13 protein-coding genes are annotated in these 15,673 nt (G+C 64.0%); 7 read left to right on the top strand and 6 right to left on the bottom strand.

Annotated elements, in window-relative coordinates; translation table 11 throughout:
• A complete protein-coding gene (locus AB3X96_RS14645) occupies positions 1–1,752 on the bottom strand; it encodes an ABC transporter permease (RefSeq protein WP_368590293.1) in 1,752 nt (583 codons plus the stop codon).
• A 776-nt stretch (positions 1,753–2,528) separates the two neighbouring features.
• Between AB3X96_RS14645 and AB3X96_RS14640 the strand changes: the two genes are divergently transcribed.
• Together AB3X96_RS14640 and AB3X96_RS14635 are read left to right on the top strand one after the other, a co-directional pair.
• Positions 2,529–4,220 carry a diguanylate cyclase gene (locus tag AB3X96_RS14640; RefSeq protein ID WP_368590292.1) on the top strand — a complete coding sequence of 564 codons (1,692 nt, stop codon included), beginning with the start codon at positions 2,529–2,531 and terminating at the stop codon, positions 4,218–4,220.
• 168 nt (positions 4,221–4,388) lie between these two features.
• Positions 4,389–4,655 (top strand): hypothetical protein, encoded by a 267-nt coding sequence (locus AB3X96_RS14635; RefSeq protein ID WP_013088792.1) that lies wholly within the window; start codon positions 4,389–4,391, stop codon positions 4,653–4,655.
• 60 nt (positions 4,656–4,715) lie between these two features.
• On the opposite strand, the gene AB3X96_RS14630 is transcribed toward AB3X96_RS14635, so the two are convergent.
• A complete protein-coding gene (locus tag AB3X96_RS14630; protein ID WP_176109246.1) occupies positions 4,716–6,032 on the bottom strand; it encodes an ATP-binding protein in 1,317 nt (438 codons plus the stop codon).
• Positions 6,016–6,741, bottom strand: a complete 726-nt coding sequence (locus AB3X96_RS14625; RefSeq protein ID WP_018419780.1) for a response regulator — start codon at positions 6,739–6,741, stop codon at positions 6,016–6,018. Before AB3X96_RS14625 ends, AB3X96_RS14630 begins: the two co-directional genes overlap by 17 nt.
• A 218-nt stretch (positions 6,742–6,959) precedes the next feature.
• Between AB3X96_RS14625 and AB3X96_RS14620 the strand changes: the two genes are divergently transcribed.
• Positions 6,960–7,505 (top strand): periplasmic heavy metal sensor, encoded by a 546-nt coding sequence (locus AB3X96_RS14620; protein ID WP_368590291.1) that lies wholly within the window; start codon positions 6,960–6,962, stop codon positions 7,503–7,505.
• A gap of 147 nt (positions 7,506–7,652) precedes the next feature.
• Here the strand turns inward: AB3X96_RS14620 and AB3X96_RS14615 are convergent, their stop codons facing one another.
• Positions 7,653–8,363 carry a pirin family protein gene (locus AB3X96_RS14615; RefSeq protein WP_368590290.1) on the bottom strand — a complete coding sequence of 237 codons (711 nt, stop codon included), beginning with the start codon at positions 8,361–8,363 and terminating at the stop codon, positions 7,653–7,655.
• Between the two features lie 829 nt (positions 8,364–9,192).
• Here AB3X96_RS14615 and AB3X96_RS14610 point away from each other — a divergent pair.
• The 4 genes from AB3X96_RS14610 (at position 9,193) to AB3X96_RS14595 (ending at position 13,186) form a co-directional block, all read left to right on the top strand.
• A complete protein-coding gene (locus AB3X96_RS14610; RefSeq protein ID WP_176109249.1) occupies positions 9,193–9,882 on the top strand; it encodes an ABC transporter permease in 690 nt (229 codons plus the stop codon).
• A complete protein-coding gene (locus tag AB3X96_RS14605) occupies positions 9,879–10,592 on the top strand; it encodes an ABC transporter permease (protein ID WP_368590289.1) in 714 nt (237 codons plus the stop codon). Before AB3X96_RS14610 ends, AB3X96_RS14605 begins: the two co-directional genes overlap by 4 nt.
• 39 nt (positions 10,593–10,631) lie before the next feature.
• Positions 10,632–11,411, top strand: a complete 780-nt coding sequence (locus AB3X96_RS14600) for an ABC transporter ATP-binding protein (RefSeq protein WP_008918159.1) — start codon at positions 10,632–10,634, stop codon at positions 11,409–11,411.
• Positions 11,412–12,028: 617 nt separating this feature from the next.
• Positions 12,029–13,186, top strand: a complete 1,158-nt coding sequence (locus AB3X96_RS14595; RefSeq protein WP_176121205.1) for a porin — start codon at positions 12,029–12,031, stop codon at positions 13,184–13,186.
• Between the two features lie 184 nt (positions 13,187–13,370).
• Here the strand turns inward: AB3X96_RS14595 and glnK are convergent, their stop codons facing one another.
• Together glnK and AB3X96_RS14585 are read right to left on the bottom strand one after the other, a co-directional pair.
• Entirely contained in the window at positions 13,371–13,709 is a 339-nt protein-coding gene (glnK, locus tag AB3X96_RS14590; RefSeq protein WP_013088783.1) for a P-II family nitrogen regulator, read from the bottom strand.
• Between the two features lie 101 nt (positions 13,710–13,810).
• A complete protein-coding gene (locus AB3X96_RS14585) occupies positions 13,811–15,535 on the bottom strand; it encodes an NAD+ synthase (RefSeq protein WP_368590288.1) in 1,725 nt (574 codons plus the stop codon).
• Positions 15,536–15,673: the final 138 nt, after the last annotated feature.

The following is a 15,673-nucleotide window of genomic DNA, read 5'->3' as shown; positions in this document are numbered from 1 at the left end:
TCAATCTAGACGGAGCTTGCCTTCGGCGTAGGCGTACATCGGACGCCACAGCAGACGGTTGAACAGGGTCACGAACAGGGACATCACGGCGATGCCCACGATGATCTTCGGATAGTCGCCCGCCGCGGTGGTCTGCGCGATATAGGCGCCGAGGCCATGCGCGGCGACCTTGGTATCGCCCCACTGCACGAACTCGGCGACGATGCTCGCGTTCCACGCACCGCCCGACGCGGTGATCGCGCCCGTCACGTAGTACGGAAAAATGCCCGGCAGCATCGCCTGACGCCACCACTGCCAGCCGCGAATGTGAAAATTCTTGGCCGCCTCGCGGTAGTCGTTCGGATACGAGCTTGCACCGGCAATCACGTTGAACAGGATATACCACTGCGTGCCGAGCACGATCAGCGGTGACAGCCAGATGTCCGGATTCAGGTGAAAGCGCACGATGACGATCACGAACACGGGGAACAGCAGGTTCGCCGGGAACGCCGCGAGGAACTGCGCGAGCGGCTGCACCTTTTCCGCGAGCGCCGGGCGCAGGCCGATCAGCACGCCGACCGGCACCCAGATCACGGAGGCGATCGCGATCAGCACCACCACGCGCAGCAGCGTGATCAGGCCGAGCACGAACACGTGGCCGATCTCGTCGAGCGTGACGCCGGTGCGCACATACAGAAACACGCGGTACACCACGTAGACCGTGGCCAGCAGCACGATCGCCGCCCAGATGATGTCGCCGAGCTTCGAGTTCTTCTCGCGCTGCGGGATGTGAAAGCGCGGCGCGCTGAACGCGGGCAACTGGAAGCGCACGCGAGCCGCGCGCGCGAACATCCAGCCGAGCGGCACCAGCAGCCGGTGAATCAGACGAGTGCGGCGGATCAGGTCGAGCAGCCACGATTCCGGCGCATCGCCCGAACTGGTGAACTCCATGCGGAACTTGTCGGCCCACGCGACGAGCGGACGGAACAGCAACTGGTCATAGGCGAGGATCACGACCGTCATCGCGAGGATGACCCAGCCGATCGCGTGCAGGTTCTTGTCGCTGATCGCCTGCGCGAGGTAGGCGCCGATGCCCGGCAGCGTAATCGTGTTGTTGCCGACCGTGATCGCTTCGGAAGCCACGACGAAGAACCAGCCGCCCGACATCGACATCATCATGTTCCAGATCAGGCCCGGCATCGAGAACGGCACTTCGAGCTTCCAGAAGCGCTGCCACGAAGTCAGGTGAAAGCCGCGCGACACCTCATCGAGGTCGCGCGGCACCGTGCGCAGCGACTGGTAGAAGCTGAACGTCATGTTCCACGCCTGGCTCGTGAAGATCGCGAAGATCGCGGCGAGCTCGGCGCCGAGCACGCGGCCCGGGAACATCGCGAGGAAGAAGGTGACCGTAAACGAGATGTAGCCGAGCACCGGCACCGACTGCAGGATGTCGAGAATCGGCACCAGCACGAGGCCGGCGCGGCGGCTCTTGGCGGCCAGCGTGCCATAGACCAGCGTGAAGATCAGCGAGGCGACCATCGCCGCGAGCATGCGCAGCGTGGTGCGCATCGCGTACTCGGGCAGGTTGGCCGGATCGAGCGAGATCGCCTGGGTCTTTAGCGTCGACATCGGCGCGAGCGTCTCGTGAAAGCCGATCGATGCCATCGCGATCAGGCAGATGATCAGCGGGAACGCGACGAAGTCCCAGCGGTTGGGCAACACCCGCCATGCCGACGCATTGGCGGTGCGCTTCAAGTTGAAGCTGAAATCCATCAGATGCCCTCCCTCTTGAAACAGGCATTCGAACGCTCGAAGGAGGCCGCGGCTCCGCGGCGGTCTATGGGTCGGTCCGGAAAGCGGAAATCAGGCATGGCAAAACGCGCGTGCGTGGTAAATCGTTAGCGTTGGAGACACATGGGCCGGCAATGGGCAGTTACGTGGACGCGTCGCCCACGACCACAACCATCACGCCGAACTCCTGTCGCCGCTTGCGCCGCCCGAGGGCTGGCGGGCTTTCCTCGTTTTGGACGGCACGACACTACACCATCCTATGTTTCAGGCACAACCTTTCGCCGCAAATCGCGAGACGGCGTCGCACGCGCGGCGTAAGGCTTCAGCAAGCCCCGGCCCGCGTCGCCGCGCCGCACTGTACTCTGCTCGCGCGTACTTCGGCGTGACACGTCGCGAGGCTGTCTCGCGGCGTGGCGCGCAAGCCACATCGGCGCGTCGCCGCGGCCGCCGCGGCTCATTCGCTCAATCTGCCCGCACAACTATCAAGAATGCCGCGCGGCTGCCGTTAAGAATCTGATCGGCGCGGCATATGCAGACAGCATCCCAGCAATAACGGTGGCAACGTGCTTCGCGACGGTTAAAATCGGGAAACGACGTACCTGTTTATCAGCGATTCATTCCGGGCATGGCGACGGCGCAGCGCGCGTCGCTCGTGACGGAGCGAAACCGCAGCTGACGCAGATAACGACACAGCGTTGAGAGCGCGCTGCCCACCAACAAGCAAGTTGCATGTCACAGCTAGACGGATCAGAGGGTCGATGAACAGGACAACCTTGCGCCAGGTAGCCGGGCCGGTCAGCTTCGTGCTGATCGTCCTCGTCTGCTGGTTCGTGGCTGGCATGGTCGCGGACCGGATGGTACAGCAAGAGCTGGACGCGGCGTTGCACACGCAGCGGCAAATGTCCACGTCGATCGTCGACAACATGGCTGAAGTGATTGCCAGCGACCTCGCGATGTCCCGCGCCATCCCCGCAACCATGGCCGAAATGGACGTGGTCCAGCATGCCCTCGTGCAATCGCAGAATTATGCCGTGAACGGCGAGGCGGCGGAACCCGCCTTGCGGGCCGCGTTGCTGAAGGACCCGCAGATGGCCGCGGTCAGCAGGTTCCTGCATGAAGCGCAAGGCTTCTCCGGGCTCGACCAGGTCTGGATCGTCAACGCGAACGGCATCTGCGTCGCCTCCAGCAGCACGATGTCGAACCCCGAGGGTGCGCAGCAATCGTTCGTCGGCATGGATATGCGCGCGCGCGGCTATCTGACGAGCGCACTGCTCGGCGCGTTCGCTGAAGCCTACGGCGTCGGTCGCGCGAGCGGCGAGCCAGGCATCTTCATCGCCGCGCCGGTGTACTCGAAGGGGCTGCTGGTCGGCGCGGTGGTCGCCAAGGTCGGCATCGCGCGATTGCGCCACTGGGTCGCGCACGCGGGCACCTTCGTCTCCGACGACAACGGCGTCATCATCATGGCGCACAACAGCGCGCTCGAAGGCCACGCATTGCCGAACTCGCGCGTCACGCAGATGAGCCCCGCCGAGCGGCGCATCATCTACCGCCGCGAGACGTTCCCCGACATGCTGATCCGCGAAGACACGCAAGTGCGTGAGCAGGCGCCGTGGGTGCCGGCCTCGGTCGCCGCGCAGCTGTTCGGCATGATCGAGCAGCCGGCCCCGGCGCTCTATCAGAACCGCGGTGGCCTGAACTCCGGACTCTCCGCGCATCTGGTCGATCCGCTCGCCGCGTGGCCGGAACTGCTGCGCAACCACAAGCGCGACCATCTGCTGGTGTTCCTGACGCTGTCCGGCACCGTCGCGCTCGCATGGGTGATCACCGTGTCCTACGTGCGCGAGCGGCGCCACCATCGGGCGACCCGCGATCTCGCCGAGCAGTTGCAGTCGGCCAATACGCTGCTGTCGGCCGAGGCGCGGCACGATGCGTTGACCGGCGCGCTGTCGCGGCGCTATTTCCTCGACCTGCTGCGCCACGAGATCGATCGCGCGCACGCGGGGCGCGAGCCGCTGTGCATGGCGATCGCCGATCTCGACCACTTCAAGCAGATCAACGACCGCTTCGGTCACGCCGCCGGCGACCGCGCGCTCGAACATTTCGTCGATACGTGTCGCGCCGAGTTGCGCAGCTCCGACGCGATCGGCCGGCTCGGCGGCGAAGAGTTCGGCCTGCTGCTGCCGGCCACCGATCTGGCAGGCGGGCGCGAGGTGGTCGAGCGTCTGCGGCTGCGGCTGAAAGCGATACCCTCGCCGAAGCTGCCGGCCGCGGCGGGGCTGAGCGTGAGCATCGGCATCACCGAGCTGTCGCCCGACGATCTGCCCGAGCGCCTGATGAGCCGGGCCGATACCGCGCTGTACGCGGCGAAAACCGGCGGGCGCGACCGCACCGAAGCGCTGCCGCCCGACGATACCGCACCGCCTGCGCGCACGGCGGTGAACGCATGGTGAATGCCCGACGCTAGCCGAAGTACTCAGCGCGACGGTATCGCCCTCTCCGCTTAGCCAACCCACGCAAACACCCTGCCCGCGCTAAAACGACGCCGAGCTTCCCGCAACGAAGCAGGTATCATCAATCCTGATATCGGAGTGTCACTACCGCACTAACGGGAGATTCGCATGAAGGGAAATCTGGTGATCGTCTGTCGCGATCAGGACGCTGAGGCATTCGACCATCTGCTCGCCGAATACGGCGCGTTCCAGACGCGTCTGTCGTCGACCGCGTGGTATCTGAAACTGGAGGTCGCGCCGGAATTGATTCAGGAGGAAATACTCGCGCGGCTCGGCAAATATACGACGCACTATATTTTCGAGGCGGAATCGGTGACGTGGAATACCGTCGATAGCGAAACGGCGAATGCGTTGAATACGCTGTTTTCGGACTGACCTCTCGCCGCTCGCGATGCCGACGCCCTGGGCGCGCATCGCGACTCCAATACCCCGTTCCTACCACGCATTTTCCGAGGCCGTCGCGACCCGCGGCAGCACTTCGAACGGAAAGCTCATCAACACCCGCAAACCACGGCCGTCGTGGTTGCCGATTTCCCACTCACCGCCCGCGCGCCGCACCAGCCGCTCGACGATCGCAAGGCCCAGCCCGCTGTGGCCGTTGCCGCCGCGCGCCGGATCGAGCCGCACGAACGGCCGGCTCGCGCTGATCAGATCCTGGGCGGCGATGCCCTTGCCGTTGTCGCTAACGGATAGCGTAAAGCCCTGCGGTGTGCGCGCAGTCGCGACGACCACCGGCGGCGCGCCATACGCATGCGCGTTGTCGATCAGGTTCGACAGGATCCGGTCGAGCGTGGCGGCAGGCAGCTGAAACGACGGCCCGGCGTTCAGCTCCGTGTGTACGATCGGCGCGCCGCTGGCCACCGCCCGATAACTGCGCACGACACGCTCGCACTGTGCATCGACTTCCACGGGTTCGCTGCGGTCCGCTCCGTCGTGCGCGAACAGCAGGAACTGCTCGACGATATGCGTCATCGAATCGACGTCGCGCACGACGCCGTCGCGTGTCTTCGCGTCGTCCATCATTTCGGCGCGCAGCCGCAGACGCGCGAGCGGCGTCTTCAGGTCATGCGCGACACCGGCCAGCATCACCGCGCGATCGTTCTCGGTGCGCGCGACTTCCTGCACCATCTGATTGAAGCCATGCGTGAGTTGCCGCAACTCGCGCGGCCCGCGCTCCGGCACCGGCGGCACCGGCAGCCCGCGGCCGAAGCGCGCGACCGCCTGCGCGAGCAAGCGCAGTGGCCGCTGGAGAGCCCAGGCGGCGAACAGCGCCGCCATCACCGCGAACGAGAAAATAATGACGAGCCACGACACCGTGCGGTCGAGCGAGCGCGGCATGCGCAGCGGTTGAACCGGCACGACGATCCAGTTTCGATCAGTCGCGGCGCGCACCCATAGCGTGGGCGGTCCGCCGGGCGGACTGATGCGCACCTGGGTGTCGGCCGGCATGCGGTCGCGCACGTCCTCGACGAAACGCTCGAGCGGCGGCGGCATGTTCGCGCTGGCTGCCGGTACATCCGGGCTGGCCGGGTCGACCAGCTTCACGCGCGACGGCAACGGTTGATCCGGTGTGCGGGCGACGTGCTGACGCACCGCGTCGACGAGGAAGGTCGCTTCCTCGACCGCGTAGCGCGTTTGCAGTTGCGAACGTTCGAGCCGCATCAGCGCGTACCACGCGAAATGCGACAACATCAGCACCGCGACGACGAGCAGTGCGAGCCGCCCGAACAGCGAATCAATGGGCCGACGCATGCTGCTCGCCGTCCGGCACGAACACGTAACCGCGGCCGCGCACGGTCTGGATGAAGCGCGGTGTGGATGGATCGGTTTCGAGAATGCGACGCAGGCGCCACACCTGCACGTCGATGCCGCGGTCGGTACCGTCGTACTCGGGACCGTGCAGCAGTTCCAGCAGGCGCTCGCGCGTGAGCGTGCGCATGGGGTGATTGACGAAGATCTTCAGCAGAGCGAACTCGCTGCCCGACAGCGTGAGCGGCTTGTCTTCGAGATGCAGCGTGCGTGACTGGAAATCCAGCGTGAAGCGGCCGAAGCTGAACGGCTCGCGCTGTTCGGGCGCGGCCGCCGACGGCAGCGTGCGGCGCCGCCGCAGCACCGCCTGCACGCGCGCGAGCAGTTCGCGCGGATTGAACGGCTTGCCGAGGTAGTCGTCCGCGCCGAGTTCGAGGCCGACGATACGGTCGACGTCGTCGGCGCGCGCGGTCAGCATGATGACAGGGATATCGTCGCCCGATGCGCGCAGCTTGCGCAGCGCGGTGAGGCCGTCCACGCCGGGCATCATCAGGTCCAGCACGATGAGGTCGGGGCGCTCGCGCTCGAGGCGCCGTTCGAGTGAGCCCGCGTCGTGCAGCACCGAAACTTCGATGCCCTGACGGGCCAGATAGTCGCGCAGCAGATCGCGCAGTTCGACGTCGTCGTCGACGACCAGGATTTGAGTAGCCATGAAATGAAGTTTAACGCGCGACAGAAAGGGATTTCGTTTTCCAAACGGTCTGAAGGGTTACCGGGTGTTACGGTGAAAGCCGCGCGTAATTGCTGGTAATAGCGGCGTCCTGGCGCGTAACACAGCGGCGCACGCGGTTCTCTACGCTGTGCCTTACCGAGTGCAGGCAGTCCAAAGACCGGTTGCATCGTCGGCTATTCCATTACAAGGAGCCTCATATGTCCACCAAAAAGATGTCGCGCGTTCTCGCCGTTGCTGCCACCGCTCTCGCCATCGGCGCGGGCGCCGCTTATGCCGCTCAACCCGCCGCTCAACCCGCCGAGCAGGCGCACGGCGGCCCTGGCGGCTGGCACGGCCACTTCATGAAGGAACTGACCCAACTCCACGATCAGCTGAAGCTGAACGTGGATCAGGAAAAGCTGTGGCAAAGCGCGCTCGATACGATGAAGCAGAATCATGAAGCGATGCGCGCGAACCACAACCAGGCGCACGACCAGTTCAAGGCCGCGCAGCAGCAGCCGATCCTCGATCTGAACGCGATGGCCGCGACGCATCAGCAGATCGAGCAGAAGGACGCGCAACTGCGTCAGCAAAGCACCGACGCGTGGCTCAAGTTCTATAACGGCCTGAACGACCAGCAGAAGACCACTGTCAGCACGGCGATCAAGCAGCGCTTCGCGCGGATGGAACAGCGTCACGAGAAGATGCGCGAGCGTTGGGAGCATCACCAAGGCGCGGCGTCGGCGCCGGCCGCCAATCAGTAAGCGGCACGTTGCATCCGCGAGGCGTGCCAGGGAGGGCGCCTCGCAAATAGAAAAAACGCCACGGAAGAGGTTTTCCGTGGCGTTGTCGTTTGGCGCTGCTCGCGGCTCGATCCGCTGGCCGCGGGCCGCGCGAATCGACCGCTCGGATCAGCCGTTCAACTGGCCGAGATCGAACAGCAGCACTTCCGCGTCGGCGCCCTTTTCGAGCGTCACCGTGTCGACATCACTGAACTTCGCGGCATCGCCCGCTTCGAGCACCGTGCCGTTCACGCTCAGCGTGCCGCGCGCGACGTGCAGATAGGCGAGACGCCCCGCCGGCAGCGAGAACGTCGCGTGTTCGGCGCCGTCGAACAGTCCCGCGTAGATCGACGCGTCCGCATGGATCGTCACCGAGCCGTCGCGGCCGTCGGGCGACGCGATCACGCGCAGGCGGCCGCGCTTGCTGTCGGCGTCGAAGCGCTTTTCCTCGTAGCCGGGTTGATCGCCCGCGCGGCGCGGAATGATCCAGATCTGCAGCAGATGCGCGAGTTCGTCGCGCGACGCGTTGAACTCGCTGTGCTGCACGCCGGTGCCCGCACTCATGCGCTGCACGTCGCCCGGACGGATCGTAGAGCCGTTGCCCATGCTGTCGCGATGCGCGAGCGCGCCCTCGAGCACATACGTGACGATCTCCATGTCACGATGCCCATGCGCGCCGAAACCCTGGCCGCCGGCGATGCGGTCTTCGTTGATCACGCGCAGCGGTCCGAAGTGCACATGCTCGGGGTCGCGGTAATCGGCAAACGAGAAGCTGTGATACGAGTCGAGCCAGCCGTGGTTGGCGTGACCGCGTTCTGCGGAGCGGCGAATCTCGATCATGGAAAGTCTCCCGGTAAGTACTCAATCAGAGCGATGCGAGGAATGTAGGGGCTGCGTGCCCACTAAACAATCGTGCGCGACCGCACCGCAGCGTTCCATCGCTGCATGCAATCGCACGCACGGCGCGGCCGGCGAGCTGACCGCGCGCAAAGGCGGGCGTCCGGCTGTCCGGCGTCCGGCTGTCCGGCGTCCGGATGCCCGGCGTCCGGATGCCCGGCGCCCGGATGCCCGGCGCCCGCAAAACCGCGCCGGCGTCGCGCACGCACAACGCGCTGCGCGGCGTCTTGCCGCTCGCTGCCGCCCCGCACTGGCAGCTTGCCGCTCTTCGGGTAAAATACCGCGCTTTTCAAGCCGCGTGGACGTCCAGCGGGACGTGCAGGCCGCGCCGGCAAGCCTCGCCGGGCCGGCCGCAACCGGTGCGCGACGGGCTCCGACTCGGCGCCACACCCGCGCGAGGCACGTCCGGTAAGCACCGGAACAGCGCACCACGTCGGACGAACCGCCCGCGCAAGAACGACGAGCGCGCGGCGACAATCCCTGCGGCACGGCAATTTTGACCGCCTAGAATAGCGACCGTCGGCCCTCGGCCGGCGCTCGTCGAGTCGAAGGTGACAACCGAAGGTGGCAATACCAGGCAGTAGATTCAAAACAATCCGAGACGAAAGTCCCAAAAGCGCGCTGCAGGAGCCACCACGTTTCTGCGGCATGATTTGCACAGCGGCACGCTGTGCGCCGCGGATCACGGCGAGCCAGGCGCTCGACCCCGACGCGGCGCATCGCGGGCCGCGTCTTTCGCGGTGCGCGAGAAACGCATCGTCGAGGACTTCCTATGTTCCTTCAAGGCTACGGCCCGCTACTCCTCAGCGGCACCTGGCAAACCGTCAAGCTGGCGGTGTTCTCGCTCGCGCTCGCGTTCGTGCTCGGCCTGCTCGGCGCGGCCGCGAAATTGTCGAAGAACCGCCTGTCGAACGGCATCGGCACCGTCTACACGACGCTGGTGCGCGGCGTGCCCGATCTCGTGCTGATGCTGCTGCTGTTCTATAGCATCCAGATCTGGCTGAACAACCTGACCGACGCGATGGGCTGGGACCAGATCGACATCGACCCGTTCGTGGCCGGCGTCGCGGTGCTCGGCTTCATCTACGGCGCGTACTTCACCGAGACGTTCCGCGGCGCGTTTCTCGCGGTGCCGCGCGGCCAGCTCGAAGCGGGCGCGGCCTACGGCATGACGAGCTGGCAGGTGTTCTCGCGCGTGATGTTCCCGCAGATGATGCGCTTCGCGCTGCCGGGCATCGGCAACAACTGGCAGGTGATGGTCAAGGCGACCGCGCTGGTGTCGATCATCGGTCTCGCCGACGTCGTCAAGGCCTCGCAGGACGCCGGCAAGGGCACCCTGCGGTTCTTCTTCTTCACCCTGCTCGCGGGGGCGATCTATCTCGTCATCACCACAGTGTCGAACTTCGTGCTGATGTACCTCGAAAAGCGTTACTCGACCGGCGTGCGAAAGGCGGATCTATGATCGAGATCATTCAGCAATACTGGCGCAACTACCTTTTCACCGACGGCTATCGCTTCACCGGTGTCGCCATCACGTTGTGGCTTCTGGTCGTGTCGATCGGCCTCGGCTTCTGCCTGTCGGTACCGCTCGCGGTCGCGCGCGTGTCGAAGAAGAAATGGCTCGCGGGCCTCGTGTGGCTCTATACCTATATCTTCCGCGGCACGCCGCTCTATGTGCAACTGCTGCTGTGCTATACGGGTCTCTACAGCCTCGAGATCATCCGCAACAACGAGCTGACCAACGCGTTCTTCCGCGACGGCATGCATTGCACGCTGCTCGCGTTCACGCTGAACACCTGCGCGTACACGACCGAAATCTTCGCGGGCGCGATCAAGGCGACGCCGTACGGCGAGATCGAAGCGGCGCGCGCGTACGGCATGTCGTCGTTCACGCTGTACCGGCGCGTGGTTCTGCCGTCGGCGCTGCGCCGCGCACTGCCCTACTACAGCAACGAAGTGATCCTGATGTTGCACGCGACCACGGTCGCATTCACGGCCACAGTGCCGGACATCCTGAAGATCGCGCGCGACGTGAACTCCGCGACGTATCAGTCGTTCAACGCGTTCGGCATCGCCGCGCTGCTGTATCTGTGTATTTCTTTCGCGCTCGTGTGGCTGTTCCGCCGCGCCGAGCGTCGCTGGCTCGCTTACCTGCGGCCGCAAGGCAAGTAACTGCGCGTCCCTGGACAAGCAAGCTCGTTAAGGATCCTGATGAATTCCAAGAAGCAGAAGCTCTTCGTCGACGAGCTTCACAAAAAGTACGGCGACAACGAAGTCCTCAAGGGCGTGTCGCTGAAAGCCAATGCCGGCGACGTGATCAGCGTGATCGGTTCGTCCGGCTCCGGCAAGAGCACGATGCTTCGCTGCATCAACTTTCTCGAACAGCCGAACGCGGGACGCATTTTCGTCGACGGCGAGGAAGTGCGCACGCAGACAGCCAAAGACGGCGCGCTGCGCGTGTCGGACCCGAAACAGTTGCAGCGCGTGCGCACCAAGCTTTCGATGGTGTTCCAGCACTTCAACCTGTGGTCCCACATGAACGTACTCGAGAACATCATCGAGGCGCCGGTGCATGTACTCGGTCTGAAGCGCAAGGAAGCCGAGGACCGCGCGCGCGAATATCTGGAGAAAGTCGGCCTCGCGCCGCGTCTCGAGAAGCAGTATCCGTCGCATCTGTCGGGCGGCCAGCAGCAGCGCGTGGCGATTGCGCGGGCGCTGGCGATGCACCCGGATGTGATGCTGTTCGACGAACCGACCTCGGCGCTCGACCCGGAGCTCGTCGGCGAAGTGCTGAAGGTGATGCAAAAGCTCGCCGAGGAAGGCCGCACGATGATCGTCGTCACACACGAAATGGGCTTCGCGCGCAACGTGTCGAACCATGTGATGTTCCTGCACCAGGGCCGCGTCGAGGAAGAAGGCCATCCCGACGAAGTGTTCAAAAACACGAAAAGCGAGCGTCTGAAGCAATTCCTGTCGGGCAGTCTCAAGTAATAAAAATTGCCCCGCGACTTACGATGCGAATAACATCGAAAATGTAGTCAATGTAGTTTTACAAGGCGCTTACGAGCGCCTTTTGCGTTTTTACCGCGTCCTTCCTCCCGGCCATTCGAACGACGAAAAAGCGCCGAAAATCCCACAAAACGGGCTATTCCGGCCTGGTTTTCGCACTAACCTGCCACTTTTGACTCGTCAATAGTGACAAACCTTAATGCGCCCCCTTCCGAGCCGCGCTTCCCTTGCCGGACAAGGCTCTGCGCCATTTTCCGAGGGGTTCCTCCGGGTTCCGCCTCACATTCGTATTGCAATTTGGCGACACCGCCTGTGGACGGTACTAATTTCTTCTCCCAGTTAAAGTTATTTTTGATAAATTGGTAACCAAAGTAGCAAAACAAAGTTGATTAAAAGTAGTTTCACTTCAAAACACAGAGGAGAACCGGTCGGCGTGGGATCGGCATGACGCAAAGATAGCTCGACGCTACATGTCATGGCAGGAGCACCCCTATCCACCCGCCACTCTCCCCTGGTACCGCTTTCTGTTCGGCGCTGATCGCGTCCGGACACCACTCGCAGTACTGGGTTTCTTTTTTTGACAGGGTATGGAGGAGAAGATGAAGAAAGCTTTGCTCGTCGCTGCGCTGATGTCGGCCGGCGTTGTTGCACACGCTCAGAGCAGCGTCACGCTGTATGGCCGTTTGGATGCAGGTCTCGAGTACATGTCGGGCGTCCCGACCGGCGCTAACGCCAACGGCGCGGCCAACACCAGCTCGAACCGCTTCAAGGCGGAAAGCGGCGACTGGGGCACCAGCCTGTGGGGCATGAAGGGTGTCGAGGACATCGGCGCTGGCAACAAGATTCTGTTCCAGTTGGAAGGCTCGTTCAACACGATGACGGGCGCGGGTCCTGGCGGCGGTGGTCTCTTCAATCGCTGGGCAACGGTCGGCATTTCGAACGACCAGTTCGGTACGTTCACGATGGGCCGCATGCTCTTCATCTCGAACGGCGTGTGGGACTTCGACCCGTTCGGTCAGTCCAACTGGTCGTCGGCATCGCTGGTGCGTGGCCGCAACTGGCCGCAGTCGAGCAACAACTTCGCGTACCAGTCGCCGAAGATCGCGGGCTTTGACTTCTACGGTCAATACGCGCTGTCGAACGCGACGAGCTGGAACGGTAACGGCACGACGCCGCAAGGTCGCGAAGCTGGCGCGCAGGTCACCTACACGACCTCGCTGTTCCAGATCCGCGGTCTGTACGACGAAATTCGCAACCCGACGACCGGCGGTTTGTGGGGTGGCCCGGTCGCCAACAACGGCATCAATACGGCTAACACGAGCAACGGCGTATTCGCGGCATCGCGCGAGTACTCAGCTCTGGTGAACGTTTTCCTCGGCCAGTTCAAGATTCAGGCCGCTTACCAGGCAGTCCGCTCGGCAGGTGCGACGAACGTTGCTCCTGGTCAGCCGACGACCCTGGATCACGAATGGGGCGGTGTGACGTGGCAGGCAACGCCGGCTGCAGCGCTGATCGCGGCGGTCTATCACGTGAACGGCAACAACGGCGCTGGCAATGCGACGATCTACACGGTCGGCGGTTCGTACAACCTGTCGAAGCGCACGCTGCTCGACCTGCAGGCAGCAACGGTGCGCAACAGCCGCAATGCTAACTTCGGTCTGAACGCGAACAATGCGGGCTTCGCCGCTGCAACGGACAACCCGCTGCAAGGCCGCCAGCAAACCGGCGTGTACGCAGGCATCCAGCACTCGTTCTAATCGAACGGTGCGCCCCGAGGGTCACACCTCGGGGTGTAACACAGGTTTCTTCAAGAGAATCTTTTTCACGCTGCTGCGAGAGGCGCGTATCGGTGCAATATCCGCAAGGGTATTGCACCGTTTTTTCTTCGGCGGGCGAATTTGAGTTCTTGCGCGCACCGGGCCGGTGCGTGCTTGCGCGGCTTTAGACGGCCGCTTCGTTCTCTTCGCCGGTACGGATGCGGATCACGCGCTCGACATCCGCGACGAAGATCTTGCCGTCGCCGATCTTGCCGGTGCGCGCCGCGCCGATGATCGCGTCGATGACCTGATCGCACTGGCTGTCCGCGACCACGACTTCGATCTTCACTTTCGGCAGAAAGTCGACCACGTACTCCGCACCACGATACAGCTCGGTATGCCCTTTCTGGCGGCCGAACCCCTTGACCTCGGTAACGGTCAGGCCGGTGAGGCCGACTTCCGCGAGCGCCTCGCGCACTTCGTCGAGTTTGAACGGTTTGATGACTGCGGTGATGCGCTTCATGGCGACCTCGTCTCTTGATGGGAAGAGTGAAAAGGGAAAAGATGATTTTTATTCTACGCCGCGCCGGATGCATTGCGGCATCCGCGCGCGGGTGCCGTCTTTCACTCCACCGGTTCGGTGTAGCGCGACGTGATCGGATAGCGCCAGTCGCGGCCGAACGCGCGATGCGTGACCCGGATGCCGATCGGCGCCTGACGGCGCTTGTACTCGTTGATCTTGATCAGGCGCGTGACCCGTTTCACGTCGTCGACCCGATAGCCCGCCGCGATGATTTCCGCGAGCGAACGGTCCTCCTCCATGTACATGCGCATGATCGCGTCGAGTACTTCGTATTCGGGCAGGCTGTCCTGGTCGGTCTGGTTCTCGCGCAGCTCGGCGGACGGCGCACGCGTCAGGATCCGCTCGGGAATCACGTCGCGCTTTGCAAACGTCGTGGCCGCGTTGCGATAGCGGCACAGCCGGTACACGAGCGTCTTCGCGATGTCCTTGATCACCGCGAAGCCGCCGGCCATGTCGCCGTACAGCGTGCAGTAGCCGACCGCCATCTCACTCTTGTTGCCGGTGGTCAGCACGATCGAGCCGAATTTGTTCGACAGCGCCATCAGCAGCGTGCCGCGAATGCGCGCCTGAATGTTCTCTTCGGTCGCGTCTTCGGCGCGGCCCGCGAACTCTTCGGCGAGCGACGCGCGAAACGCATCGAACATCGGCGCGATCGCGATCTCGTCGTAACGCACGCCGACGCGGCGCGCCATCTCGGCGGCGTCGGTCGTGGAAATGTCGGCCGTGTAGCGCGACGGCATCATCACCGCGCGCACCTTGTCGGCGCCGAGCGCGTCGCACGCAACGGCCAGCACGAGCGCCGAATCGACGCCGCCCGACAAACCGATCAGCGCGCCCGGAAAACCGTTCTTGCCGATGTAGTCGTGCACGCCCATCACGAGCGCCGCGTACACCTGCGCTTCGATCGACTGCTCCGGCGCGATCGCGGCCGGCAGCGGCTTGCCGTCCTCGAACTCGACGATCGCCGTGGCTTCCTCGAACTGCGCGAGCTTCGCGACGAGTGCGCCCTGCGCGTCGAGCACGAACGAGCCGCCGTCGAACACGAGTTCGTCCTGCCCGCCGACCATATTCACATAGACCATCGGAATGCCGGTCTCGTGAATGCGCGCGCGCAAGATGTCGAAGCGCACCGCCTCCTTGTTCAGGTGATATGGCGAGCCGTTCGGAATCAGCAGCACCTGCGCGCCCGCGGCCTTCGCCATCTGCGCGGCCGACGCATGCCATGCGTCCTCGCAGATCACGACGCCGTACTTGATCCCATCGAGTTCGAACACGAACGGCTGCGGGTCCGCGGCGAAGTAGCGCTTCTCGTCGAACACCTCGGTGTTCGGCAGATCCTGCTTGCGATAGGTGCCCTTCACTTCGCCGTCGACGATCAGAGACGCCGCGTTGAAGGTATCGACCGGCGGCACGCCGCGCTCGATCGGCGCGTTTGCATTAACATGGCCGTTCGCCGCGTTGTGCACGAGCTTGTGCGCGAGATTGTCCGACCCGTCGCGCAGCGGATGACCGACGATCACATGCAGACCGCTGAACGGCTTCAACTGCGCGGCGAGATCGGCCAACGCGGCCGCGCTCGCGGTATAGAACGCGGGGCGCAGCAGCAGGTCTTCGGGCGGATAACCCGACAACGCGAGTTCAGGCGCGACCAGCAGCTTCGCACCATCACTGTGCGCGGCGCGCGCGGCGGCGACGATCTTCGCGACGTTGCCGGCGAAGTCGCCGACGGTGACATTGATTTGAGCAAGAGCGATTCGGGTCTTCATGGCAGGATCGACAGGCAAGCCTTCACGGCTCGCGGTACCGCGGCTCGATGGCTCGACGGAATTGAACAAACCGGATAAACGAACTCAACGAACGACGTGGCAGCTTCAGCTTCACAGCGCCGCGCCGGTCATTGCAAA

It is taken from the genome of Paraburkholderia sp. BR13439 (assembly GCF_040948805.1).
In the GTDB taxonomy this organism is placed as follows: domain Bacteria; phylum Pseudomonadota; class Gammaproteobacteria; order Burkholderiales; family Burkholderiaceae; genus Paraburkholderia; species Paraburkholderia youngii.
This window is presented reverse-complemented; position numbering and strand designations above follow the sequence as displayed.